The sequence below is a fragment of the Mesorhizobium sp. M0496 genome (genome assembly GCF_040321205.1).
Classification (GTDB): domain Bacteria; phylum Pseudomonadota; class Alphaproteobacteria; order Rhizobiales; family Rhizobiaceae; genus Mesorhizobium.
Window position 1 is genome coordinate 1 of sequence record NZ_JAMYRC010000063.1, and the last position, 23,893, is coordinate 23,893.

The 23,893-nt window shown below is 62.4% G+C and carries 22 protein-coding genes; 11 read left to right on the forward strand and 11 right to left on the reverse strand.

Annotated features, from left to right (window positions below):
• Window positions 1-280 precede the first annotated feature (280 nt).
• On the forward strand, window positions 281-1,027 hold the full coding sequence (locus tag NKI73_RS31205; protein WP_352635621.1) for an RlmE family RNA methyltransferase: 747 nt from the start codon (window positions 281-283) through the stop codon (window positions 1,025-1,027).
• Between the two features lie 6 nt (window positions 1,028-1,033).
• Here NKI73_RS31205 and NKI73_RS31210 read toward each other — a convergent pair whose 3' ends face one another.
• Window positions 1,034-2,455 carry an MFS transporter gene (locus tag NKI73_RS31210; protein ID WP_352635623.1) on the reverse strand — a complete coding sequence of 474 codons (1,422 nt, stop codon included), beginning with the start codon at window positions 2,453-2,455 and terminating at the stop codon, window positions 1,034-1,036.
• A gap of 290 nt (window positions 2,456-2,745) precedes the next feature.
• On the opposite strand from NKI73_RS31210, the gene guaB reads away from it, so the two are divergent.
• The 3 genes from guaB to NKI73_RS31225 are packed head-to-tail and all read left to right on the forward strand — an operon-like array spanning window position 2,746 to window position 5,267.
• Window positions 2,746-4,248: an IMP dehydrogenase gene (gene guaB / locus NKI73_RS31215; RefSeq protein ID WP_352635625.1), complete on the forward strand. Its 1,503-nt coding sequence runs from the start codon at window positions 2,746-2,748 to the stop codon at window positions 4,246-4,248.
• Complete coding sequence (locus NKI73_RS31220; protein ID WP_352635627.1) at window positions 4,199-4,822, forward strand: hypothetical protein; 624 nt, start codon at window positions 4,199-4,201, stop codon at window positions 4,820-4,822. Before guaB ends, NKI73_RS31220 begins: the two co-directional genes overlap by 50 nt.
• Window positions 4,823-4,847: 25 nt before the next feature.
• Window positions 4,848-5,267, forward strand: a complete 420-nt coding sequence (locus NKI73_RS31225) for an MAPEG family protein (RefSeq protein WP_352635629.1) — start codon at window positions 4,848-4,850, stop codon at window positions 5,265-5,267.
• A gap of 51 nt (window positions 5,268-5,318) precedes the next feature.
• On the opposite strand, the gene rnd is transcribed toward NKI73_RS31225, so the two are convergent.
• From rnd to NKI73_RS31240, 3 genes are all read right to left on the reverse strand, one after another.
• On the reverse strand, window positions 5,319-6,470 hold the full coding sequence (gene rnd, locus NKI73_RS31230; protein ID WP_352635631.1) for a ribonuclease D: 1,152 nt from the start codon (window positions 6,468-6,470) through the stop codon (window positions 5,319-5,321).
• 75 nt (window positions 6,471-6,545) lie between these two features.
• Window positions 6,546-7,790, reverse strand: a complete 1,245-nt coding sequence (locus NKI73_RS31235) for an MFS transporter (RefSeq protein ID WP_352635633.1) — start codon at window positions 7,788-7,790, stop codon at window positions 6,546-6,548.
• 114 nt (window positions 7,791-7,904) lie between these two features.
• Window positions 7,905-8,324: a hemin receptor gene (locus NKI73_RS31240; protein ID WP_352635634.1), complete on the reverse strand. Its 420-nt coding sequence runs from the start codon at window positions 8,322-8,324 to the stop codon at window positions 7,905-7,907.
• Window positions 8,325-8,547: 223 nt separating this feature from the next.
• Here NKI73_RS31240 and aspS point away from each other — a divergent pair, with 223 nt between their 5' ends.
• Entirely contained in the window at window positions 8,548-10,338 is a 1,791-nt protein-coding gene (gene aspS / locus NKI73_RS31245) for an aspartate--tRNA ligase (RefSeq protein ID WP_352635669.1), read from the forward strand.
• A 114-nt stretch (window positions 10,339-10,452) separates the two neighbouring features.
• On the opposite strand, the gene NKI73_RS31250 is transcribed toward aspS, so the two are convergent.
• On the reverse strand, window positions 10,453-11,643 hold the full coding sequence (locus tag NKI73_RS31250) for an aq_1923 C-terminal domain (RefSeq protein ID WP_352635635.1): 1,191 nt from the start codon (window positions 11,641-11,643) through the stop codon (window positions 10,453-10,455).
• A gap of 327 nt (window positions 11,644-11,970) precedes the next feature.
• Between NKI73_RS31250 and parC the strand changes: the two genes are divergently transcribed.
• Together parC and NKI73_RS31260 are read left to right on the forward strand one after the other, a co-directional pair.
• Entirely contained in the window at window positions 11,971-14,223 is a 2,253-nt protein-coding gene (parC, locus tag NKI73_RS31255; RefSeq protein ID WP_352635636.1) for a DNA topoisomerase IV subunit A, read from the forward strand.
• Between the two features lie 236 nt (window positions 14,224-14,459).
• The gene (locus NKI73_RS31260; protein WP_352635638.1) at window positions 14,460-15,677 is read left to right on the forward strand and encodes an AI-2E family transporter; all 1,218 of its coding nucleotides are present in this window, start codon (window positions 14,460-14,462) and stop codon (window positions 15,675-15,677) included.
• Window positions 15,678-15,696: 19 nt separating this feature from the next.
• Here the strand turns inward: NKI73_RS31260 and NKI73_RS31265 are convergent, their stop codons facing one another.
• The 3 genes from NKI73_RS31265 to NKI73_RS31275 all read right to left on the reverse strand — a co-directional run bounded on the left by NKI73_RS31265 (window position 15,697) and on the right by NKI73_RS31275 (window position 18,098).
• Window positions 15,697-16,593, reverse strand: a complete 897-nt coding sequence (locus tag NKI73_RS31265) for a DMT family transporter (RefSeq protein ID WP_352635639.1) — start codon at window positions 16,591-16,593, stop codon at window positions 15,697-15,699.
• 129 nt (window positions 16,594-16,722) lie between these two features.
• The gene (locus NKI73_RS31270; protein ID WP_352635641.1) at window positions 16,723-17,487 is read right to left on the reverse strand and encodes an arginyltransferase; all 765 of its coding nucleotides are present in this window, start codon (window positions 17,485-17,487) and stop codon (window positions 16,723-16,725) included.
• Between the two features lie 140 nt (window positions 17,488-17,627).
• Window positions 17,628-18,098, reverse strand: coding sequence for an RDD family protein (locus tag NKI73_RS31275; RefSeq protein ID WP_352635642.1), 471 nt, complete (start codon window positions 18,096-18,098; stop codon window positions 17,628-17,630).
• A gap of 209 nt (window positions 18,099-18,307) precedes the next feature.
• Between NKI73_RS31275 and sthA the strand changes: the two genes are divergently transcribed.
• Window positions 18,308-19,696 (forward strand): Si-specific NAD(P)(+) transhydrogenase, encoded by a 1,389-nt coding sequence (gene sthA, locus NKI73_RS31280; RefSeq protein WP_352635644.1) that lies wholly within the window; start codon window positions 18,308-18,310, stop codon window positions 19,694-19,696.
• Between the two features lie 39 nt (window positions 19,697-19,735).
• On the opposite strand, the gene NKI73_RS31285 is transcribed toward sthA, so the two are convergent.
• Window positions 19,736-20,401 carry an alpha/beta hydrolase gene (locus tag NKI73_RS31285; protein WP_352635646.1) on the reverse strand — a complete coding sequence of 222 codons (666 nt, stop codon included), beginning with the start codon at window positions 20,399-20,401 and terminating at the stop codon, window positions 19,736-19,738.
• Window positions 20,402-20,603: 202 nt separating this feature from the next.
• Between NKI73_RS31285 and NKI73_RS31290 the strand changes: the two genes are divergently transcribed.
• Entirely contained in the window at window positions 20,604-21,827 is a 1,224-nt protein-coding gene (locus NKI73_RS31290) for an OpgC family protein (RefSeq protein WP_352635648.1), read from the forward strand.
• 13 nt (window positions 21,828-21,840) lie between these two features.
• On the opposite strand, the gene NKI73_RS31295 is transcribed toward NKI73_RS31290, so the two are convergent.
• Window positions 21,841-22,926, reverse strand: coding sequence for a LacI family DNA-binding transcriptional regulator (locus NKI73_RS31295; RefSeq protein WP_352635650.1), 1,086 nt, complete (start codon window positions 22,924-22,926; stop codon window positions 21,841-21,843).
• Window positions 22,927-23,078: 152 nt separating this feature from the next.
• Here NKI73_RS31295 and NKI73_RS31300 point away from each other — a divergent pair, with 152 nt between their 5' ends.
• Together NKI73_RS31300 and NKI73_RS31305 are read left to right on the forward strand one after the other, a co-directional pair.
• Window positions 23,079-23,222 carry a hypothetical protein gene (locus tag NKI73_RS31300; protein WP_352635651.1) on the forward strand — a complete coding sequence of 48 codons (144 nt, stop codon included), beginning with the start codon at window positions 23,079-23,081 and terminating at the stop codon, window positions 23,220-23,222.
• Window positions 23,223-23,284: 62 nt separating this feature from the next.
• Window positions 23,285-23,434, forward strand: coding sequence for a hypothetical protein (locus tag NKI73_RS31305; RefSeq protein WP_352635653.1), 150 nt, complete (start codon window positions 23,285-23,287; stop codon window positions 23,432-23,434).
• A gap of 60 nt (window positions 23,435-23,494) precedes the next feature.
• On the opposite strand, the gene NKI73_RS31310 is transcribed toward NKI73_RS31305, so the two are convergent.
• Entirely contained in the window at window positions 23,495-23,869 is a 375-nt protein-coding gene (locus tag NKI73_RS31310; RefSeq protein ID WP_352635655.1) for a DUF423 domain-containing protein, read from the reverse strand.
• Window positions 23,870-23,893 lie beyond the last annotated feature (24 nt).

Sequence of the window (23,893 nt, forward strand, 5' to 3'; positions counted from 1 at the left end):
GGTCATTTTGGGGTTGGGCAGTCCAGACCCGCGCTCGGGTTGGTTGGTGTACCCGCCCCCCCGCCGTCGGGGGTGTGCGGCCCCCCACCTCTCCCCCGATCGACGGGGGAGAGGAAAGGCGCGAGGACGCCGGCCTTGGCACCCTTCCTCTCCCTCCGGAGGGGGGAGAGGTGGCTCGGCGAAGCCGAGACGGAGTGGGGGAAGCCGTTCACGAAACGCGCAGACGTCGAAAAACGGCCACAACTCGGCGAGTTAGAAAACTCGGACAAGAAATCAGGCAATGACCAAGAAACCGGAAAAACCAGGATCCGCCAGCATTCGCGTGTTGAAGACGCGGATCAAGAAGAAGAGCGGCCTGAAGGAATCGTCGCGCCGCTGGCTGCAGCGCCACATCAACGATCCCTATGTCCAGCGCTCCAAGGCTGACGGCTATCGCTCGCGCGCGGCCTACAAGCTGATCGAGATCGACGACAAGCATCATCTGCTCAAACCCGGCATGAAGGTCATCGACCTCGGCGCCGCGCCCGGCGGCTGGTGCCAGGTCGCGGCCGCGCGCACGAAATCGACGGCCGACAAGCCGCATGTCATCGGCATCGATTATCTGGAAATGGACGCCGTTCCCGGCGCACCGGTGCTGTTGATGGATTTCCTCGATCCGCTGGCGCCGCAAAGGCTGGCCGAGGCACTGGGCGGCGACCCCGATATCGTGCTGTCCGACATGGCGGCACCCACCACCGGCCACAAGCGGACCGACCACATCCGCACCATGCATCTGTGCGAGGTGGCGGCCGATTTCGCGCTGTCGGTCCTGAAGCCGGGCGGGCATTTCCTTGCCAAGACCTTCCAGGGCGGCGCCGAAAACGAGCTGCTCTCCATGCTCAAGAAGAACTTCCGCTCGGTGCATCATGTGAAGCCGCCGGCGTCGCGCGATGAATCGGTGGAGCTTTATCTCTTGGCCAAGGACTTCAAGGGGCGAGAGCCGCCGTCGGGCGGATTGGAACGTCCAGAGGGCGAGCCCGAAACTTAAGCCGCGTCAGTTGCCCGGCGGGCTCACCGTTTCCAGCGTCTTGGGTGTCGTCAGCCGGCCATGGCCGGAGACGGCGTTGCCGGCATCGGGCGCCAGCCGCATGAACGACAGGGACGCGACGGCGGAGATTGCCGCGACGACGAAAAACGCGGTGTGGAAATCCGCCAGCGTCAGTGACCGGCCGTGCAGGCCCGTGGACACTTCCAGGATGCCGCCGGCCACCGCCACGCCAAGCGCGATCGACAGCTGCTGGAAGACGGCGGCAATCGGCGTAGCCTTGCTGGTGTCTTCTGCCGAAACCTCGGCATAGGCGAGCGCATTGACGCCGGTGAAGAACATCGAGCGGATGAAGCCGCCGACGAGCAGCATGGCCAGCATCAGCAGATAGGGTGTGTCGGGTGTGAACAGGCCGTTGATGGCAATCGACGCCGCGGCGACCAGCGAACCGATAACCAGCATGCGACGGAAACCAGCGACGCGGAAGATCAGCGCGGTGACGAATTTCATACCGATGGCGCCGATCGCCGAGACGAAGGTGATCATGCCGGACTGGAACGGCGTCAGCCCGAAGCCGATCTGGAACATCAGGGGCAACAGGAACGGCACGGCACCGATGCCGATGCGGAACAGTCCGCCGCCAAGCACCGATGAACGGAACACCTGGTTGCGGAACAGTTCGAGCGCCAGCAGCGGGTTTTTGGCATGGCGCGCATGCAGCAGATAGAGCGTGCCCGACACGAGGCCAACCGCTACGGTGATGACACCGACGATTGGCGGCAGATAGGGCAAGCTGACCACCGACAGGCCGAACACCACGCCGGACGCCGCCAGCCCGCTCAGCACGAAGCCGATGAAATCAAGTGGCGGGGTCTGCGCGGGTTCGGTCTCCGGCAGGAAACGGGTCGCCAGCCAGATGCCGGCCACGCCGATAGGCACATTGATCAGAAAAATCCAGTGCCAGGTGAAGTAGGTGGTGATGAAGCCGCCGACGGGCGGCCCGACCAGTGGCCCGACCAGTGCCGGAACGGTCAGCCAGGACATTGCCGCGACGAGTTCGCTTTTGGGTGTCGCGCGAACCAGCACCAGCCGCCCGACCGGCGTCATCATGGCGCCTCCGATGCCTTGCAGGAAGCGCGAGACCACGAAAGCCGGTAGCGAACCGGAAAGGGCGCAGGCGATCGAGCCGACGATGAACACCGCGATCGCGGCACGAAACACATTCTTGGCGCCGAAACGGTCGGCCATCCAGCCACTGATCGGAATGAAGATCGCCAGCGAAACCAGATAGGCGGTCAGCGCCAGCTTCAGCGCAATCGGGCTGGTGTGAATGTCGATTGCGATCGCCGGCAGCGATGTGGCGATGACGGTCGAATCCATGTTTTCCATGAAAAGGGCGACCGCCAGTATGAGCGGGATGGTGCGGTTCAAGGAACGCGTCCAGACGTGAATGTTTGCGTCGCCGATTGCATGTCGGCCTTGAAGCCGGCGGTTACCATGCCTTCGCCTGGATGTCGCATTAATTTGCTGTCACTTTTGTGCGACCGGCAACCACAGGTGGCATCCCTTTGGACGAAAAGTCACCATTGCGGGAGCGCGAAATCATTGGCTTTTCATCGGCGCCGGGACGTGGTACCAGCCAGCGCCAATCCTGAAAGGGAAGAAACGAGTCGGCGCTGTCCATTCCGGTCCAGCGCTTTTTTGTATTCCGAGGACTGGCCATGGCAAAAATCATCGAAACGTCCACCGGCGCATTGGCGCTGACCTTTGACGACGTGCTGCTGCAGCCCGGTCATTCCGAGGTCATGCCCGGCGAAACCGATGTCCGCACCCGCATCGCCGGCGACATCGACCTCAATGTGCCGATCCTGTCGGCGGCTATGGACACCGTCACCGAGGCGCGGCTTGCCATCGCTATGGCCCAGGCCGGCGGCATCGGCGTCATCCACCGCAATTTCTCGCCGGCCGAACAGGCCGAGCAGGTGCGTCAGGTCAAGAAATTCGAATCCGGCATGGTGGTCAATCCCGTCACCATCGGCCCCGACGCGACGCTCGCCGACGCGCTGGGCCTGATGCGCAGCTATTCGATCTCGGGCATTCCGGTGGTCGAGAATGGCGGTACCGGTGGACACAAGGTCGGGCGGCTGATCGGCATCCTGACCAATCGCGACGTGCGCTTCGCGTCCGATCCGGCGCAGAAGGTCCATGAACTGATGACCCGTGACAACCTGATCACGGTCAAGGAGAATGTCGACCAGGACGAGGCCAAGCGGCTTCTCCATCAGCACAGGATCGAAAAGCTGGTCGTCGTCGACAGGCAGGGCAATTGCGTCGGGCTGATCACCGTCAAGGACATCGAGAAGTCGCAGCTCAACCCGCACGCCACCAAGGACGTGCAGGGCCGCTTGCGCGCCGCCGCCGCCACCAGCGTTGGCGATGACGGTTTCGAACGCGCCGAACGCCTCATCGATGCCGGCGTCGACCTTCTGGTGATCGACACCGCGCATGGTCACTCGCAGCGCGTGCTGGACGCGGTGACGCGCGCCAAGAAGCTCTCCAATTCGGTTCGCATCCTAGCCGGCAACGTCGCCACCGCCGCAGGCACGCAGGCGCTGATCGACGCCGGTGCCGACGCCGTCAAGGTCGGTATCGGTCCGGGTTCCATCTGCACCACCCGCATCGTGGCCGGCGTCGGCGTGCCGCAGCTTTCGGCGATCATGTCGGCGGTCGAAACGGCGTACAAATCCGGCGTTTCGGTGATCGCCGACGGCGGCATCAAATATTCCGGCGATCTCGCCAAGGCGCTCGCCGCCGGCGCGAGTGCCGCAATGATCGGCTCGCTGCTGGCTGGAACCGACGAAAGCCCGGGCGAGGTCTATCTGCACCAGGGCCGCTCCTTCAAGGCGTATCGCGGCATGGGCTCGGTCGGCGCGATGGCCCGCGGTTCCGCCGATCGCTACTTCCAGGCCGAGGTGCGCGACACGCTGAAACTGGTTCCGGAAGGCATCGAAGGGCAGGTTCCCTACAAAGGACCTGTGTCCGGCGTGCTGCACCAGCTTGCGGGCGGCTTGAAAGCCGCTATGGGTTATGTTGGTGGCCGCGACCTTGCCGATTTCCGCGAGCGCGCCACTTTTGTGCGCATATCCAATGCCGGACTTCGTGAAAGCCACGCCCATGACGTCACGATTACCCGCGAAAGCCCGAATTATCCCGGCGGAGCCTGACCAGTACGGGATCGGGCGGAACCTGACCGCAACGATCCTGCGGCTGTCACGCCATGTGGCCGCGCTCTGTTTCCTGTCGGCGGCGCTATTCATCGCCATGACGGCGATGGAATTCCTCTATTTCCGCCAGTTGAGTGGCGGCTTGCCGTCACTCGACATGCGCATTTTTGGCTTCACGCCCGACGAAGGCATGGCCTGGCTGACGGCGCTCGGCCGGCGCGGCGGCGAGATCATTCTCGTCTGGCACTATCTGACCTTCGATCTCCTGTTCCCGGCGCTGCTGTCGGTGACGCTAGTCAGCCTGATCCTGGCCACGGGCCGGCGATTGAAGAACTTCCGCGAGCTGCCGAGCCAACTGCAATCGATCTTCGCGCTGGTCCTGGTGCTGCCCTACACGCTTGCCGACTACGCCCAGAACATCGCGGTGGCGCGGCTTCTGTCGGATTTCCTGTCGGCCAACCCGGACTCGCTGTCCTTGGCCTCGGCGCTGACCGTCACCAAATTCGCGCTTTTCGCCGTCCCGGTGATCGTCATTGCCGCCTTCTGGCTGGCAGGCCAGAAACGCCAGGCTTGATGCCAGACGGGGCAGGGGGCACTTCATGAACCAGACCACGATCTTCTGGCCTGTTCTGGCGCATGTGCTGCTGATCTACATCGTCTATGTCGTCCTGGGTCGTCGCAGATACGGCGCGGTCAAGTCAGGCGAGGCCAAGCCGGGTCAGTACAAGGCGCGCTCGACCGAGCCGAGTTCCAGCTCTGCCGTTGCCGCCAATCTCATCAATCAGTTCGAGCTGCCGGTGTTGTTTTATGTGCTGTGCCTGATGCTGCACCTGACCAACGGCGTAAACTATCTGACTCTGGCGCTGATGTGGATTTTTGTCGCGTCGCGCTATTTCCATGCCTGGATTCACCTGACCAGCAACAATCTGCTGCTGCGCAGCCGCTCTTTCTTCGTCGGTGCGGTGGTACTTTTGCTGGGATGGATCTGGTTTGCGCTGCACCTGCTCGGAGCGGTTTGAGCCAGGGCAGTTCTCCCTTCTCCCACAAGGGGAGAAGGGAAGTCCGCTCGCCTAGAGGTCGAACAGCGCTATCTTGCGCTTGTCGAACTTGATGCCGATCTCGCCGCGCACCAGCTTGAGCGCTGCCTCGCCGAACACGGCGCGCCGCCAGCCCTGCAGAGCCTGTACGTCGGCATCCTCGCCCTCGGCCGCGATACGGTCGATGTCGTCGCTGGAGGCCAGCACCTTCGAGGCGACGCCTTCCTTTTCGGCGACGATCCGCAGCAGCACCTTCAACAGCTCCGCCGCCGCGTTGGAGCCCTCGGGCGGCTGGAAACTCTTTGGCAGTTTCGGCATCTGATCCTTGGGCAAGGCAAGCGCGGTGTTGACCGCGCCAAGCAGCGCCGTTGCCGTCGACGAGCGTTCCCAGCCCTTCGGCGTCGTGCGCAGCTTGCCAAGGGCTGCCACGTCGCGCGGCGCCTGCTGCGCCACCTCGTAGATCGCGTCGTCCTTGAGCACACGGCCGCGCGGCACGTCGCGTTCGCGCGCCTCGCGCTCGCGCCACGCCGCCACGCTCTGCACGATCGCAAGTTCCTGCGGCTTGCGCAGCCGCATCTTCAATCGCTTCCAGGCGTCCTCGGGATGCGGGTCATAGGTCTCGCGCGAGGTCAGGACCTCCATCTCCTCGTTGAGCCAATGAGCGCGGTTTTCCCGTACCAGCTCGGCGCTGAGGTGCTGAAAGACCTCGATCAGATGGGTGACGTCGGCCAGCGCGTAATCGAGCTGCTTGTCGGAAAGCGGCCGGTGGCGCCAATCGGTGAAGCGCGATGACTTGTCGAGCCGCGCGCCGGTGATGCGCTGCACGAGCTGATCGTAGGAAACGCTGTCGCCAAAGCCGCAGACCATCGCCGCCACTTGCGTGTCGAACACCGGATGCGGAACCAGATCGCCGAGATGGACGATGATTTCGATGTCCTGCCGTGCTGCGTGGAAGACTTTGACCACCGCCTCATTGGCCATCAGCTTGAAGAACGGCTTCAGGTCGATGTCTGGCGACAGCGGATCGATCAGCGCCGTCACGCCGGGTGCGGCCATCTGGATAAGGCACAGGATCGGCCAAAAGGTCGTTTCTCGAATGAATTCGGTATCGACGGTGACGAAATCCGACTTTTCGAAAGCGGCGAGAACGGTCTCGAGTTCTTTCTGGGTGGTGATGACGTGCATCAAATCGCTTTTGGCAGGAGTAAGGTCTTCCTAGATTTCAGCCGGCGGGGCTTTCGTCAAGCTTTGGCACCGTCGTCACGGCTCCGCCGGCCCATCGGAATCGCTGTTTCTTCTCGTCAGCCGTGCGAAAACCGTCGAGGTGCGCAACAGCGCGGTGAAGCGGCTGCGCCTTCCTGCCGGCACGCCGGACCGGGCCTGCATCCGGTAGAGGATGACGGCGATGAAGATCGCATAGACCGCGGCGCTGAATACAAACAGGGCGCCCGGTCCGAAATACTGCATCGCCGTCGAGGCGGCGAACGGGCCGCCAATGGCGCCGAAGGAATAGAACAACATCAGCGCAGCGTTGATCAGCACGAACTCGCCGGTATCGGCGCGGTCGTTGGAGTGCGCCGCCGACAGCGAATAGAGCGGCATGGCGAAACAGCCGAAGATGAAGATGAGGATGAAGTTTAGCAGCGGATTGTTGCCGGCGATGAACACCAGCGCCAATGCTGAAAACATCGCGCAGCAGGTCGTCATCAACAGCACCCGGCGCCGGTCCCAGCGGTCGGAGAGGTAGCCGAGCGGGTACTGGATGATGGCGCCGCCGAAGATGCCGACGCTGACGAAGGTGACGACATCGGCGACCGACATACCGATCTGCTCGGCATAAACCGGCGACAACGTGCGAAAGGCGCTGTTGGTGACGCCGACGGCGATGCAGCCGAAGCAGCCGAGCGGCGAAATCCGCCAGACGCGCGCGAGGTCGAGCTTGACGTCCTCGGGCGGCGTCGGGTTGGAGCGGTCGCCGAGAGAGACCGGCACCAATGAGAGCGTGATCATCATCGACATGATGGCGAAGATGGCGAAGCCGCCTGCGCCGAAGATCGGGATCAGGAACTGGGCGCCGGTCACCGAACCAATATCAACCATCCGGTAGATCGCCAGCACGCGTGCACGGTCGTGATTGCTGACGCCGGAATTCAGCCAGCTTTCGACGATCGTGAACAGCCCGGCGAAACAAAAACCGCCGGCAAAGCGCACCGCGCACCACATCACCGGATCGATGACCAGCACCAGGAGCAAGGTGCCGACCGAGGCGATCGCCGCCAGCGCCGAAAACGCCCTGATGTGGCCAACGGCCTTCATGATGCGGGTGATGGCCAGGCAACCGAGCAGGAAGCCGGCGAAATAGAAAGTGCCCATCAGGCCGATGTCGGAAGCCGAAAACCCTTCCTGCGCGCCGCGCAGCGCGATCAGCGTGCTTTGCAGCCCGTTGCCGCCAAGCAGGATGCCGGCGGCGAGAAGGAGCGGGATCAGCGGGCGGATGGAGGACATTAAGAGGCAATCACGTGTCGATGATCCCTTCTTGAACCATCGCTTCCACCAACGCCAGCGGCAATCCTGGTGGCATAGTTCGAATTCGGCCTGGACCGGGAACGGGTAGGCCGTTCAATCCGTGCTGGAATTCTGCAGCTTCAGCGACGCCGCATGTGCAATGAACGCTTCAACACTCTCCTTTGAATAGCCAAGGAGAGCACCCTCCAGTCTCGCCAGATCATTCGATGTGAAGACGTCAAAGGCTTCTCCGCTGCGACACATACGAGCGATCAGCAGGCTGAGCTTGCCGCGCCATTCCTCTGTCGGCAGGCAGTAGCAGCGTTCTTCCACGGACGTTTTGGGATCAACCTGGGAGAACTTCAGAATTCGGCCTTCGTCGACAAACGGCTTGAAATGCGCGTCCCCAACATCTTCGGTGTCCATACCCGGTTCTGCCGCGAACAAGGCCATTGGCTTGTCGCTCCGAAGCATCAATTCCAACTCGCGGCCATTGTGTGGCCCGATGCCCTTTGGGAGAGTGCGTTTCGGCATAAAGCATCTCCAAATCGTTTGATGACTGCATCGTCGCAAGAAACACTTCTGGCGGCAATGCATGAAGGCCGGCAGAGACTTGAACCCTGAAGGTCGAACCAAGAGGCAACCAAAGCCGCTTGCCTTGACAAAGGCGGCCTCTCATGCGCTTTTCGCGCAAATTTTCCGGCCGGGCTGTAATGCTTCGGCCCGCAACCCAGCACCCCGGACTTTATCAATGACAATGCACCGTTACCGCAGCCATACCTGTGCCCAGTTGAGGAAGAGCGACGTCGGCTCGACCGTTCGCCTGTCGGGCTGGGTGCATCGCGTGCGCGATCATGGCGGCCTGCTCTTCATCGACCTGCGTGACAATTATGGCCTGACCCAGATCGTCGCCGATCCGGATTCGCCGGCCTTCAAGGTCGCCGAGACCGTGCGCGGCGAGTGGGTCATCCGCGTCGACGGCGAGGTCAAGGCGCGCTTGCCGGAGACCACGAACGCCAATTTGCCGACTGGTGAGATCGAGATTTTCGCCCGCGAGATCGAAGTGCTGTCGGCGGCCAAGGAATTGCCGCTGCCGGTGTTCGGCGAGCCTGACTACCCCGAAGACATCCGGCTGAAATACCGTTTCCTCGACCTGCGCCGCGAGACGCTGCACAAGAACATCATTGCGCGGACAAAAATCATCGCCGAAATGCGCAAGCGCATGGGCGATGTCGGCTTCACCGAATTCTCGACGCCGATCCTCACCGCCTCGTCGCCGGAAGGCGCGCGCGACTTCCTGGTGCCGTCGCGCATCCATCCCGGCACCTTCTACGCGTTGCCGCAGGCGCCGCAGCAGTACAAGCAGCTGATCATGGTGTCGGGCTTCGACCGCTATTTCCAGATCGCGCCCTGCTTCCGCGACGAGGATCCGCGCGCCGACCGTCTGCCCGGCGAATTCTACCAGCTCGACCTCGAAATGAGCTTCGTCGAGCAGGACGACGTGCTGTCGACCATGGAACCGGTGATGCGGGGCGTGTTCGAGACCTTCGCCAACGGCAAGCCGGTGACGCAGAACTTTCAGCGCATTCCCTACGACGTCGCCATGCGCAAATACGGCACCGACAAGCCCGACCTGCGCAACCCGATCGAGATGCAGACTGTCTCCGACCATTTTCGCGACTCCGGCTTCAAGGTGTTCGCCAACATCCTGGCCAACGATGCGAAGGCCGAGGTGTGGGGCATTCCGGCGAAGACCGGCGGCAGCCGCGCCTTCTGCGACCGCATGAATTCCTGGGCGCAAGGCGAGGGCCAGCCGGGGCTGGGCTACATCTTCTGGCGCAAGGAGGGCGACAAGCTCGAAGGCGCCGGCCCGCTCGCCAAGAACATCGGCGAGGAGCGCACCGAGGCGATCCGCCTTCAGCTCGGCCTTGCCGATGGCGACGCTGCCTTCTTCGTTGCCGGCGATCCGAACAAGTTTGTTTCCTTTGCAGGTGCGGCGCGCACCCGCGCCGGCGAGGAGCTGAACCTTGTCGACCGCGAACGCTTCGAACTGTGCTGGATCGTCGATTTCCCGTTCTTCGAATGGAACGAGGAAGAGAAGAAGATCGACTTCGCCCACAACCCGTTCTCGATGCCGCAAGGTGGCATCGATGCGCTGAATGGCGAGGATCTGCTCGGCATCAAGGCGTTCCAGTACGACATGGTCTGCAATGGCTTTGAGATCGCTTCCGGCGGTATCCGCAACCATCTGCCCGAAACCATGGTCAAGGCGTTCGAGACGGTCGGGCTCGATCGCGCCACGGTCGAGGAGCGCTTTGGCGGCCTCTACCGCGCCTTCCAGTACGGCGCGCCGCCGCATGGCGGCATGGCTGCCGGTATCGACCGTGTCGTCATGCTGCTTGTCGGGGCGAAGAACCTGCGCGAGGTCACCATGTTCCCGATGAACCAGCAGGCCTATGATTTGTTGATGAGCGCGCCTTCGGAAGCGAGCCCGCAGCAGCTTCGCGAACTGTCGCTGCGCGTTGCTGCGCCGAAGAAGGACGCCTGATCGCGCTTCGGGCGATACTTTAAAAAACCGCCCGAACCGATTCTTTCGATTCGCTAATCCCCATAAAAAACCCGGCATCGCTGCCGGGTTTTTCGCATCTTGAGGTCGCTTCGATCAGTCTTCATTGGCCTTGACGGTGACGCCGAGCGTCTTCGGCAGGTCGAGCGGATTGGACATGGCGCCCGCCATGATCAGCGCGAACGGCACCGATGCCGGCGGTTCGGCCGAGATCTCGAGGCTCTTCGGATCGTCGAGATATTTGCCGACCGCGGCTGTGACCTGCGCCGTCAGTTCCGGGTTGTTGAGCTGCGCCATGCCGAACGGCACGATCGCCTTGGCCTGGTTGGCAATGTCCTTGCCGGACATGCCTTGCTGCTTGCCGACATAGTCCAGCACCTTGTTGGTCAGCGAATCGTCGTCGAAACGGATCGAGGCGCCGTTGAACGAAAGCTGCTGCAACAGGCCGAGCATCGCCATGCCTTGCGCCGAATTGTCGGCGCCTTCAGGTTGTGCCGCCATTTTCTTCTGCATTTCCTGCAGCGACTTGACGAAATCCATCGTATAGCCGCCGAGATCGAAGGTCATTCCGAACGTGCCGGCATTCTCGACGGAGATGTCGTATTTCGACAGTTCCATCTTGCCGTCCGTGGGCTGCCAGGTGCCGGCCATCTCGAGATTGCCCGCGATGTTCTGGTAGCCGAGTGCGTTGATCACTTCCTTGGACTTGGGATCGTCGACCAGCGTCAGGTCGGCGTTGAACTTTTCCGTGGTGGCGGTGAATTCCATCGCCTTGCCGTCCGCCGGCGGCGTGATCTCGATGGCAAGCCCGTCCATCGAAAAGGCGGTCTTGTCGGCGACCTTGACGGTCATGTTCGAGAGTTCGGCAGACTTGTACATCATCAGCGAGCCCAAGGGGCTGGTCGCGCCGTCGGCCGGAACGGACATGTCGTGGATGACGAACGGGCTGAGATCGAGGGTGACGCCGTCCTTGCTGTGCTGGAAGGCAGCGGTCGACACGGTGGCGATGTCATAGCCGCCATTGGCCTCGGTGATGCCTTCGAGTTTGACGTCGCCGATGGGGAGCGCTTCCTTTTCCGCCGCCGGTTTGACGGCAACGCCCTGCAGCACCATGCTGGTGTTGTCACCGGTCACGCCGGTCCAGGTGATGTCGACGCCCTGGGCGGAAAGTGCCGCCTTCAGCCGGTCGGCAACCGCCGCATCCTGGGCGAGGGCCGCGTTCAGCGGCAGTGTGAGCAAAAAGGTCGAAAAGGCAAATTTCTGGAGAGTTGAGCGTTTGATTGTCATCGCAGATCCCTGAGAGTGTTCTGAAATTGTTTTTTCAATTCTTTGCGCCATCACCATTCAGTGAGGAACTGGACCGGAAAAAGGCGTATCCCGGCACAATGGTCGAAAATCACGGCGAAAGGCAAACCCGATGCCACCGTCTACGTGCGAACCGGCTAATTTATCATGAAGAGCCGGCTGCCGGATATCATCGCGCTTGGCCTTAGAACCCGCATGTAACAGGCTGATGTTGGTCGATATCCCTTGGCGTACGGTTTCGTGTTGCAGAAGGGCCGGCATAGCCGTCTGCCTCTTGCCGCGAATCACCCGCTCGGCTAGTCCCAGCCCATGGGAAAAAGGCTTTTGCCGCCTGAAAATGGCGGTGGCGATCATATCGAGCCGGTCGATCTGAAGAAGGCGCTGGAAGAGCGCTATCTTGCCTATGCGCTGTCGACCATCATGCACCGGGCGCTGCCCGACGTGCGCGACGGACTGAAGCCGGTCCATCGCCGTATCATGCACGCGATGCGCCTGCTGCGCCTCAACCCCGATCAGGGCTTTGCCAAATGCGCCCGCATCGTCGGCGAGGTGATGGGCAAGTTCCACCCGCATGGCGACCAGTCGATCTATGACGCGCTGGTGCGGTTGGCGCAGGATTTTTCGATGCGCTACCCCCTGGTCGACGGGCAGGGCAATTTCGGCAACATCGACGGTGATAACGCCGCCGCCATGCGTTACACCGAAGCGCGCATGACCGATGTCGCGACCGAACTGTTGTCCGGCATCACCGAGGACGCCGTCGACTTTCGGCCGACCTACAATGAAGAAGACGAAGAGCCGGTGGTTTTGCCCGGCGCCTTCCCGAACCTTTTGGCCAATGGCTCGTCCGGCATCGCGGTCGGCATGGCGACATCGATCCCGCCCCACAATGCGGCCGAGCTTTGCGACGCGGCACTTCACCTGATCGAGCATCGCGATGCGCCGGTGGCGAAGCTGATGGATTTCGTCCAGGGCCCGGATTTCCCGACCGGCGGCATCATCGTCGACAGCCGCGCCTCGATCCTCGAAGCCTATGAAACCGGCAGGGGCGGCTTTCGCGTGCGCTCGAAATGGATCCAGGAGGATCAGGGCAGGGGCACCTGGAGCATCGTCGTCACCGAAATTCCCTATGGCGTGCAGAAGGCGCGGCTGATCGAAAAGATCGCCGAGCTGCTGATGGCGCGCAAGCTGCCGCTGCTCGAGGATATCAGGGACGAAAGCGCGGAAGACATCCGCGTCGTGCTGGTGCCGAAGAGCCGCTCGGTCGACCCCGGCATCCTGATGGAATCGCTGTTCAAGCTCACCGAACTCGAAAGCCGTTTTCCGCTCAACATGAATGTGCTGTCGCGCGGCAAGGTGCCCAATGTGCTGTCGCTGAAGGGCGTACTGCAGGAGTGGCTCGAGCATCGCCGCGACGTTTTGGTCCGCCGCTCGAAACACCGGCTTGGTGAGATCGAACGGCGCCTGGAAATCCTCGCCGGCTACCTGATCGCCTATCTCAACATCGACGAGGTGATCAGGATCATCCGCGAGGAGGATGAGCCAAAGCAGGTGATGATGGCCCGCTGGTCGCTCACCGACACCCAGGCCGAAGCCATCCTCAACATGCGGCTGCGCGCTCTGCGCAAGCTGGAAGAATTCGAGATCCGCAAGGAATTCGACGGACTGAGCGCCGAGAAGGAGCAGATCGAGGCACTGCTTGCTTCAAACGAGAAGCAGTGGGCGACGATCAAATGGGAAGTCACCAACATCCGCGACAAGTTCGGTCCGGAGACCGAGCTCGGCAAGCGCCGCACCCAGTTCGCCGATGCGCCCGAGCATGATCTGACCGACATTGCGCACGCCATGATCGAGCGCGAACCGGTCACTGTGGTCGTCTCGGAAAAGGGCTGGCTGCGGGCGATGAAGGGGCATCTGGCCGACCTCTCGACGCTGACCTTCAAGGAGGGCGACAGCCTCAAGCTCGCCTTCCATGCCCAGACCACCGACAAGGTACTGGTCTTCACCACCGGCGGGAAGTTCTACACCATCGGTGCCGACCGGCTGCCCGGCGGCCGCGGTCATGGCGAGCCGATCCGCATCATCGTCGACATGGACAATGATCAGGACATCGTCACCGCCTTCGTTCACGATCCGAAGCGCAAGCTGCTGTTGGCCTCGCATGACGCCAACGGCTTCATCGTGTCCGAGGAGGAAGTCGTCGCCAACACCCGCAAGGGCAAGCAGGTGATGAACGTCAAGGCGCCGGACGAGGCCAAGCGCTGCATTCCGGTTACAGGTGATCACCTCGCCATCGTCGGCGAGAATCGCAAGATGCTGGTGTTCGCGCTCTCCGAAATTCCGGAGATGGGCCGCGGCAAGGGCGTGCGGCTGCAGAAATACAAGGACGGCGGCCTTCTCGATCTCAAGCCGTTCACGCTGGAGAGCGGCCTCTCCTGGCAGGATTCAGCCGACCGCACCTTCACAAGGTCGCGCGAGGAACTGGCCGAATGGATCGGCGCCCGCGCCTCGGCCGGACGCATGGTGCCGAAGGGATTCCCGAGGACGGGGAAATTTGGGTAGCTATTCTCCCCCCTTGAGGGGGAGATGTCGCCGAAGGCGACAGAGGGGGTCGGTTCGACCGGACGCGACCTCCTATCGCAGACGGAGGAGGCTGGCGCTTCATGCGCGGCGACCCCCTCTGGCCTGCCGGCCATCTCCCCCTCGAGGGGGGAGATACCTATCCATTTGGACTATCGTCACGATTGCTGCACTATATCAGTGCATAAGCGGGAAGGGTGTTTGGAAGAGGCAGGCGTTTGAAGGAAGCAAAAATCCAGAAACCGGAACGACAGCAGCGCTTGTTCGGCCTGTCGACGCCGTTGCGGGCCGCCGTCATTCCGCCGTTGTCGGCGGCGCGCTGGCTGCTGGTGCTGATCGTCGCCGCCGGCGTCTATTTCTTCCACGGCTTCCTGTTTCCTGTGCTGGCGGCGCTCGTCATCGCTTTCGCCAGTTGGCCGCTCTACCGCCGCCTGCTTGTCGCGGTCGGCGGCAACCGCACCATCGCCGCGACCTTTGCCATCCTCTTCATCCTCGCCTTCCTGGTGATACCGATCGCTCTCGCCGGCACCTATGCGATCAACGAGGTCCGCGAGTGGGTCGCCTGGGCGATCGAGACCAACCGGCACGGTGCGGTGACGCCGCACTGGATCGCCACCATGCCTGTCGTGGGCGAGTGGCTGAACGAGCAATGGACGACCAATTTTGGCCATCCCGGCGGCATTGGTGAACTGATCCAGCTGGTCAGCGGCGCCAATATCGGCAGCATCTATCGCGGCGTGCTGGCCGCCGGCGGCAGTGCCTTCGGCCTGCTCCTGACGCTGCTGTTCATGATGATCGCGCTGTTCTTCGCCTATCGCGACGGCGAACACTTTGCCGCCCAGGTCGACCGTCTCGGCGAGCGCATCCTGCCGGCCAGATGGGAGCGGATCTCGCGCGTCGTGCCGGCAACGATCTCGTCGACGGTGACCGGCATGACCGTCATCGCCATCGGCGAAGGCCTGGTGCTGGGCATTGCCTACTGGCTGGCCGGCGTGCCGTCGCCGGTAACGCTCGGCGCCCTGACCGGCGTCATGGCGCTGATCCCCGGCGGCGCGCCGCTGTCCTTCACGCTGGTCTCGATCTATCTCGCCGCCAGCGGATCGCCGATGGCCGGGCTGGCGCTGTTTCTATGGGGCGCGGTCGAGCTGTTCATCGTCGACAAGACACTGCGCCCGAAGCTGGTCGGCGGGCCGATAAAACTGCCTTTCCTGCCGACGTTCTTCGGCCTGATCGGCGGCGTCAAGACCATGGGGTTTCTCGGCCTCTTCATCGGCCCGGTGCTGATGGCGCTGCTGGTCGCGATCTGGCGCGAATGGCTGCGTGAGGTGGAACTGGCCGACGAAATAGCTCCGGGCTCGCCGGCCGAAATCGAAGCCGGCCCACAGATCGAGGCGCTGCCGGAACCTGACTTGGCCAAGAAGAAGGCCAGCGCCTGATCTCGAAAGCCGGCTTGCTCTACACCGGATGATGCACCGCAAGGTCGCTACGGCGCTTGCGTCCCTCGTGCAACTGCCACAGGGAATGGGCGATCAGCGTTACGATCAGGATCCCGCCGCCGATCAAGCTGTTGCGCGTCGGCGTTTCGTCGAAGATCATCCACACCCAGACCGGCGCCAGCACGGTTTCGAGCAGGTAGAACATCGCCACTTCAGGCCCTGATATGTATTTCGGCCCGTTGGCGAGGCAGAAGAACGCTATCGGCATGATGACGGCGCCATTGAGGATGATCCACCATGGCGCCTCCACCTGAAAGCCGGTCCTGGAGACCATGAACGCCGCCAGCCCGAAGGGCAGGATGACGCCGACCAGCGCGGTAAAGCCCATGTCCTTGCCGCTGGCGCGCGAGATGGTGATGGCGCAAGCGATCAGGAAGGCCGAACACAACGCCATCACGTCGCCGAACAGGTATCCGGTGCCGACGGAATCACCGACGATGATGGCGACGCCGACGATCATCATTGCCAATGCTGCAAGGGTCAGCGGCCGGGGCCGCTCCTTCAGGAACACCCACGACAGCAGCGCGGCGAACATGGTGGTGAAGGCCAGGATGAAAACCAGGTTGGCCGTCGAGGTGTTGTAGACGCCGGTGATGAAGGCGATCGCGCCAAGCCCGTAGATCGCGGCGACGATCAGGCCCGACCAGCCCGGAATGAGCTGTGGCGCATTTTTGCTGAACGAGCGCCAGATGGTCCACACGATCAGTGCCGCAGCCAAAGTGCAGGCGGTGCGCAACAGCAGGATCGTCCACGCCTCGCCATGGGCGAGCCGGATCAGCGGGATGTCTACGGTCAGCGTCAGCCCGCCAAGCGCGGTGAGCAGAAGTCCTTTGGTGTGAACATCGTGAGACGACATGCTGTGACTTTCGCAATGAATTCGTGAGTGGCGGTGGACCGGCGCAATTGCACACTCGCCGCCAAGCAGCGGAAAGACCCAGCGTCATCTCGGTTGAAAATATTTAGGCTCGGATTTGGGAAAGAGTAACTAGCGTAAAACCGCTTCGTTGGTGTAGCGCTCCCAGCCTTTTGGGCCGAGATGCTCCTGCGGCATGAAGCGCATCTTATAATTCATCTTGCGCGAGCCGTTGACCCAGTAGCCGAGGTAGACATGGGGCAGGCCCATCGCCCTGGCGCGGGCGATGTGATCGAGGATCATGAACGTGCCGAGCGACCGCTCCTCGAAATCGGGATTGAAGTAGGAATAGACCATCGACAGGCCGTCGGCCATCTTGTCGGTGAGCGCCACCGCGATCAGTTCGCCCTGTCCCTTGCCGGTGATGAACGTGTCGGGCCCGCGCCGCCGATACTCGATCACCTTGGTGTCGACATGGGTATCCTCGACCATCATGGCATAGTCGAGCACCGTCATGTCGGACATGCCGCCACGGCGGTGGCGGGCATCGAGATAGCTGCGGAACAGGGAATATTGTTCGGTCGAGGGCTCGGCATTGTGCATGTAGCCGACGAGATCGGAATTGTGGTGCAGCACGCGTTTCATGTTGCGGCTGGCGACAAATTCCTGGGCGAGGATGCGTACCGAAACACAGGCACGGCAGGTTTCGCATGCCGGCCTGTAGGCAATGTTCTGCGAGCGCCGGAAGCCGCCTTGCGTCAGCAGGTCGTTCATCTCCGCGGCCTTGTCGCCGACCAGATGCGTGAACACCTTGCGCTCGAACTGGCCGTCGAGATAGGGGCACGGCGATGGCGCGGTCAGGAAGAACTGCGGCGACTGGGTCGGATGCTGCGTCATCGAGCCTTGGAAACACTCCTTCGAATCGCTCTACCTTTGGCGCGGACGGCGAAAAATTCAACAGGATTGTGAGGGCGTGGTTGACTCGGCGCCTTCACATTTGCGCTTTATCGGTTGCGACTGCTCTTCAGAGGGCCGTTTCAGCGGTCGGTGCGGCTGACGACCGTGCCAAGCAAAAGGTCGTGCAAGGTGCGCTTGCGGTCGGAAAACAGCGTCACCAGCAGCACGAGCGGCGACAGGATGACGTTGCCGGCCCAAAACAGCACCGAATGAACGACCGCGGTAAGGCCGTCGATCGGCCTGCCGTCGAGCCGGTCGAGCCGGATGCCCATCATCTTCATGCCCGTGGTGGCCTGGTCGGTGCTGCCCAGCGTGTTCCAGATGTAGAGAATGGCGACGGCCGGGACCAGGACGCCGAACAGCGTCCAGCCAAGGCCGAGGGTCAACAGCCCGAGGAAGAACACCAGGATGGCAAACGGAATGGTGAGCAGCGCGACGATGACATAGTCGATCACGAAGGCCAGGATGCGCCGCGTGCGCACGCCGTCATAGGCCCTGACATCGTCGAGCCTGGTGGTGATGATTTCGCCGTCGAGAACGCGCGCGTTCATGTCATTTCCTCGTAACAGGGGCCCGGCATAGGGTGCGGGCCGCTCAGCAATGAAATGGTGAAGATCTGTAGCGGAATCAAGATCGGGCGTTTTGCGGCGCGTAAGCTCATTCGGCGTCAGATGCATTCTGAATTGGTTGAATTTGGGATGCGGATGGCATTAGCTTGCTGCGGCGCAACAAAGCGCCCAGGGGTAGGGGACGGGGCAAGATGGACTATGACATGCTGGTCATCGGCAGCGGCCCCTCCGGCCGCCGTGCCGCGGTGCAGTCGGCCAAGCTCGGCAAATCGGTGCTGGTGGTCGACCGCGGCAGGCGTCTGGGCGGCGTCTCCGTGCATACCGGCACCATTCCGTCGAAAACGCTGCGCGAGACCGTGCTCAACCTGTCCGGCTGGCGCGAGCGTGGTTTTTACGGGCGCGGCTACCGGGTCAAGCAGGACATCTCGGTCGGCGATCTGGTCGAGCGCCTGCACAAGACGCTCGACCACGAGGTCGAGGTGCTGCAGCACCAGTTCATGCGCAATACGGTCAAGAGCGCCCGCGCCGCAGTAAAATTCCTTGGCCCCAACAAGGTCAGCCTGACGACCGATACCGGCGACTACATCGAGGTCGGCTTCGCCAATGCGCTGATCGCGGTTGGCACAAGGCCGCACCGGCCGCGCGAGGTGCCTTTCGACAAGACCCGCGTCTTCGACAGCGATGAGATGCTGGAGCTGGATCGTTTGCCACGCACACTGACCGTGATCGGCGCCGGCGTCATCGGTGTCGAATATGCGACGATCTTTTCCGCGCTCGACGTGCCTGTGACGCTAGTAGAGCCGCGCAACTCCATCCTCGATTTCGTCGACCGCGAGATCGTCGATGATTTCATCCACCAGATGCGCGATCGCGGCATGACCATCCGGCTGGGCAGCGCGGTGAAGGAAATACGCTCCAAGCCTGATACCGCCGAGGTGGAACTGGCCGATGGCCGCACCATCCGTTCCGAGGTCGTGCTCTACGCGGCCGGCCGCACCGGCAATGTCGGCAGCCTGGGCCTGGATGTCGTCGGCATCGATGCCGACTCCAGGGGCCGCATCAAGGTCGATCCCCAATCCTTCCAGACCAGCGTGCCCAACATCTATGCCGCCGGCGATGTCATTGGTTTTCCAAGCCTCGCCTCGACTTCGATGGAGCAGGGCAGGGTGGCGGCCTGCCATGCGTTCGGCGTGCCCTTGCCGCCGCCACCGGAAACATTTCCCTACGGCATTTATGCGGTGCCGGAAATCTCGACGGTCGGCCAGTCCGAGGAACAGGTGCGCGAGAGCGGTGCGGCCTATGAGGTCGGCGTGGCGCGTTTTCGCGAGACCTCGCGCGGCCACATCATGGGCGTCAACACCGGCTTCCTGAAACTGTTGTTCTCGATCGAAACGCGCCGCCTGCTCGGCGCGCATATCGTCGGCGAGGGCGCCACCGAGCTCATTCACATCGGCCAGGCGGTGATCAATCTCGGCGGCACTGTCGACTTCTTCGTCAACAACACCTTCAACTATCCGACGCTCGCCGAAGCCTACAAGATCGCCGGGCTGGATGCCTGGAACCGGATGGGACGAGGATAGGCGGAAGCGTATGGCAACGGGATGTTGGCTCCGCCGCTATTAGCCAGCTTGGTTCGACGGGGACGCTGCCAGCCATTGCCTGACGATCACCGCGTCGGCGCTGCCGAATTCGTGACCCGATGGAACAATCCGGGCATCGATCTCGGCGCCGTGCTTGCTGAGCAGCGTGACGAGTGCCGGCGCGAAGGGCGCGTAGGTGAGATCCGCTGCACCGGCGATCATCAGTACCCGCACCTTTGACAAATCCGCCGCCGGCACGTCGTCGAGCACCGGCATCGGTCGCAGCAGCGCGGCGCGTTCGACTAGGCCGGGATGCAACAGCATCAGGCTCGAAACCAGATTGGCGCCGTTCGAATAGCCAAGGAAATTCGTGCGGGAAAGGTCGAGATGGTGGCGCGCGGCCACGTCGCTGACGAAGCCCGCAAAGGCATCGGTTTCAGTGCGGATGCTCTGCTGTTCGAAGCGCGTCGGCGTGATGCGCGAGAACCAGCGGAAACCATCCTCCTGGACCACGCGGCCGCGCACCGCGATCAGCATCGCACGCGGCGCTATCTCTCGTGCCAGCGGCACCAATGTCGTCTCGTCGACACCAGACCCATGCAGCAGGAAGAAGCATTCCCCAGTTGAATCCGCCGGGCAGTAAAGGCGATAGGGGAAGGCGAGATCACGCTCTAACGCACCATCTTGTGAGGTCTCTTCAGTCATGCCTCATCCTTTTGATTTCATGATGACTTCGGTCAGTTTGCCGGCTTCAAAACGTAATATTTTCAAGCTCCGCGAAAGTTGATTGAACCGGGCGCACTACAGTCCGTTTCTTCGCCGATAATAGTCCTTCGGGAGGAATCGAAGCGGTGCGCCGGGGGTCGCATTGCCGGTATGAACAACCAGCTTTGAGGCCTTTTTGTCGATGACCACCCAGATTTCCCCAGACCGCGATTCGCGTGTCCCGGACCGCGAAATGCGTGTCCCAGACCGCGACACGCGTATCGATGTGATCCGCGCTCTCGCTCTGCTGACCATCTTTGTCGACCATGTGCCGGGTACCGCCTTCGAGTATCTGACTTATAAGAATTTCGGCTTTTCGGATGCGGCGGAGGTCTTCGTGCTGATCTCCGGCATCTCGGTCGCGCTCGCTTACGGGAAGAAATTCCAGCCTGGAAACCGGCTACTGGCAACGTTGAAGATGTGGCGCCGCGCCGGTGTGCTCTACGCCGCCCACATCGTCACCACCATGGTGGTGATGGCGATCTTCTGCGCCGCGGCGGTGTTCGCCAGGCGACCGGAGCTTTTGACGATGATCAACATCGAGCCGTTGATCAAGAATGCGCCGCAAGTGCTGATCGGCATCGTGACGCTTGGCCACCAGCTCGGCTACAACAACATCCTGCCGGTCTATACGGTGCTGCTCTTGCTGACGCCGCTTTTCTTGCTCTTCGTCAGCTATTGGCCGGTCTTGGCACTGGTTGCATCCGGCGCGCTGTGGCTGGGCGCGGGAATTTACCAGATTGCTCCGCCCAACTATCCCGAGCCCGGCTTCTGGTTCCTCAACCCGCTGTCGTGGCAGTTCCTTTTCAACATCGGCCTGGCAGGCACGCTGTATGTGCGTCGCGGTGGCACCATCCCGGTCAATCGCTGGCTGGTCGGTGCCGCCTTGGCTTACACCGCTGTGGCGCTGGTCTGGGTGCACAGCCCGCTCTGGGGGCATATCTCCTGGTTTGGCCTGCCTCCGGTGCTGACCGGCTTCGACAAGACGTTCCTGTCACTGCCGAGGCTGCTGCATATATTGGCGGTGAGCTACCTGATCGTGGCATTCCCGGCCATCTCGAACCTGTTCCGCGCCGGGCGCGATCATCCGCTTGCCATACTAGGCAAAAGATCGCTGCCGGTTTTCATTGCCGGCACGGTGCTCGCAATGGCGGCGCAGGTGCTGAAGCTGATCAATCCCGGCGGGTTTGCCTATGACAGCCTGCTGATATCAGCCGGCATCGCCATGCAGTTCGCGCTCGCCTACTATCTCGAATGGCTTTCAGGCCTTGGCTGGTCCGGGAAAAGCAGGCCGGCTCGCAACGCGGCACCGCCCATCCATGCGTCGTTCGGCATGTCGTCGATGGCGCCAAGAATGGGGCGCTGACGGGTCGGGCGTTTCAGGCGGGCGAAGGGCCTGATGAAGCTCGCACCACGAGTTCGACCGGCAGCGATTGCCGGCTGGTGGGCGAGCCGTCATTTTCAAGGATCGCTTTGACGGCAAGGCGGCCCATCTCGGCGATCGGCTGGACGATGGTGGTCAGCGGCGGCTTGGAAACCGCTGCTTCCGGAACACCGTCGAAGCCGACGACCGAAACATCGCCTGGTACCAAGATGTCATGCTGCCGCAGCCAGTCCAGAGCATGGAGCGCAATCCTGTCCGACATCGCCAGGATGGCCGTCGGCGTCTCGGCGCCCGCGAAAATATGGTCGAGGCCGGCCCACACGCTCTCCTCGTCATTGACGGTTTCGTAAATCGGCACGCGCGAGACGTCGACGTCGACGCGGGAGAGTTCTGCGAAATAGCCACGCAAGCGGTCGCGCGTGGCGGAGTAGAGGGCCATTTCCACCTGCTCCCTTGTGGCAGGGCCGAAGCCTGCGTCCGCACAGGGCAGGGTAAGCACGGCAAAGCGGCGATGTCCGAGTTCGGTCAGGTGGCGGGCCGCGAGGCCGGCCCCGGCGATGTTGTCGACACCGATCGCCGCGACGGCCTCGTCGTCGTCGTCCGAATCGAGATCGAGCGCCACAAACGGGAGTTTGCGGTCACGCGCCAGTTCGACCAGCTTTGAACCGCCGTCGACGCAGAAGACGATGAAGCCATCGACAAGCGCACTCTGGATGTTCCAGGCGAGCTGTTCGCTGTTGGCGGCGGAGACCAAAGATATCCCCGCGCCGGTCGCGTCGCAGGCCTGCGAGATGCTGGCCATCATCACCCGGGCGAAAGGGTCATCGAAGAAATAGGATAACGGTTCGGCGGTGGCGACACCGATGGCGTTGACCTTGCCGGCGCGCAGCAGCCGGCCCTTGGGGTCGGGTCCGCCATATCCCATTGCCTCGGCTGCCGCCTTGACCCGTTCGCGGACCTCCTCGCGCACGATCTCCGGGCGGGCGAACACGTTGGACGCGGTGCCATGCGAGACGCCGGCCGCTTTGGCAATGTCCGCCAGCCGGACCGGTCTTGTCTTTGCAGAGGTCAATGGCGCCATTTTCGTCTCCTGAATTCTTCCCATCTAGCACTTTCGTTGGATCGGTTCAAATTTTGGCTTGATCAAGGGCCCGGCGAGGTGTATCGTTTGAATCGATCCAAAGGAATAATGGTTTTGAAGATTGGATCGATTCAAGACAGGGGAGATGTGTCATGCATCCCGTCAACTTTCTGTTCGAAGACATCTATCGCAACGACTGGAGCATCCGCTCGAATGCCGCGGCCCTGAAGCGTCGTGGCAAGGCCAGCCCATGGGTTCGCGAGCTGCGGTTCCTCGTGGAGCGCAAGCGGAGCTGATCGGCGCCGCATTTTCGTGGCGCCAGATTGGATCGATCCAAGTTTTGAAAGGAGTGCACATCATGCATCCCGTGAGCTATCTGTTCGAAGACATCTACCGCAACTACTGGGGCATCGCGCCGGCGTCGGAGCGGCCAGAGGCCCGTCGGTTGGCGAGGCTGCGACGCCCAAATCGCGAATTGGTCATCCAGCCCGAACGCCGGCAGGACTAATTGCTCTGCAAACATGTTTGGCTGGCGCAGGCCCGATTTCGGACAGGGCGCCCAGAGGCGTCAGGAATGCGCGCGCACCAGCGCCGAGGCAGCGATCGCCAGCCAGCCCGCGATGAGCAAGGTGCCGCCGATCGGCGCTGACAGCGGGAATAGCCGCGAGCCGAGGAAGTCGCGGGCCAACAGGTCGCCGCAGAACAACAGAAGCCCAACCAGCAGGACCAGGCTGCCGATGCGCAGGACCCGGTTCGCGCCAAGCAATCCGGCGGCAAGGAAGACCGGCGCATGCATCAGCAGGAAGGAAGCGGCGGTGCCGGTGAAGGCGCCGCCCAGATGCGCCGCTGCGGCCGACAGCGCCACGCCCGCGGCGCCACAGAGGCCGCCGGCCAGGACGAGAATACGACTGCTGTTGCCGGAAAATTGCTCGGCTGTGCTCATGTCCATGGCTCCGTGATATCAGAG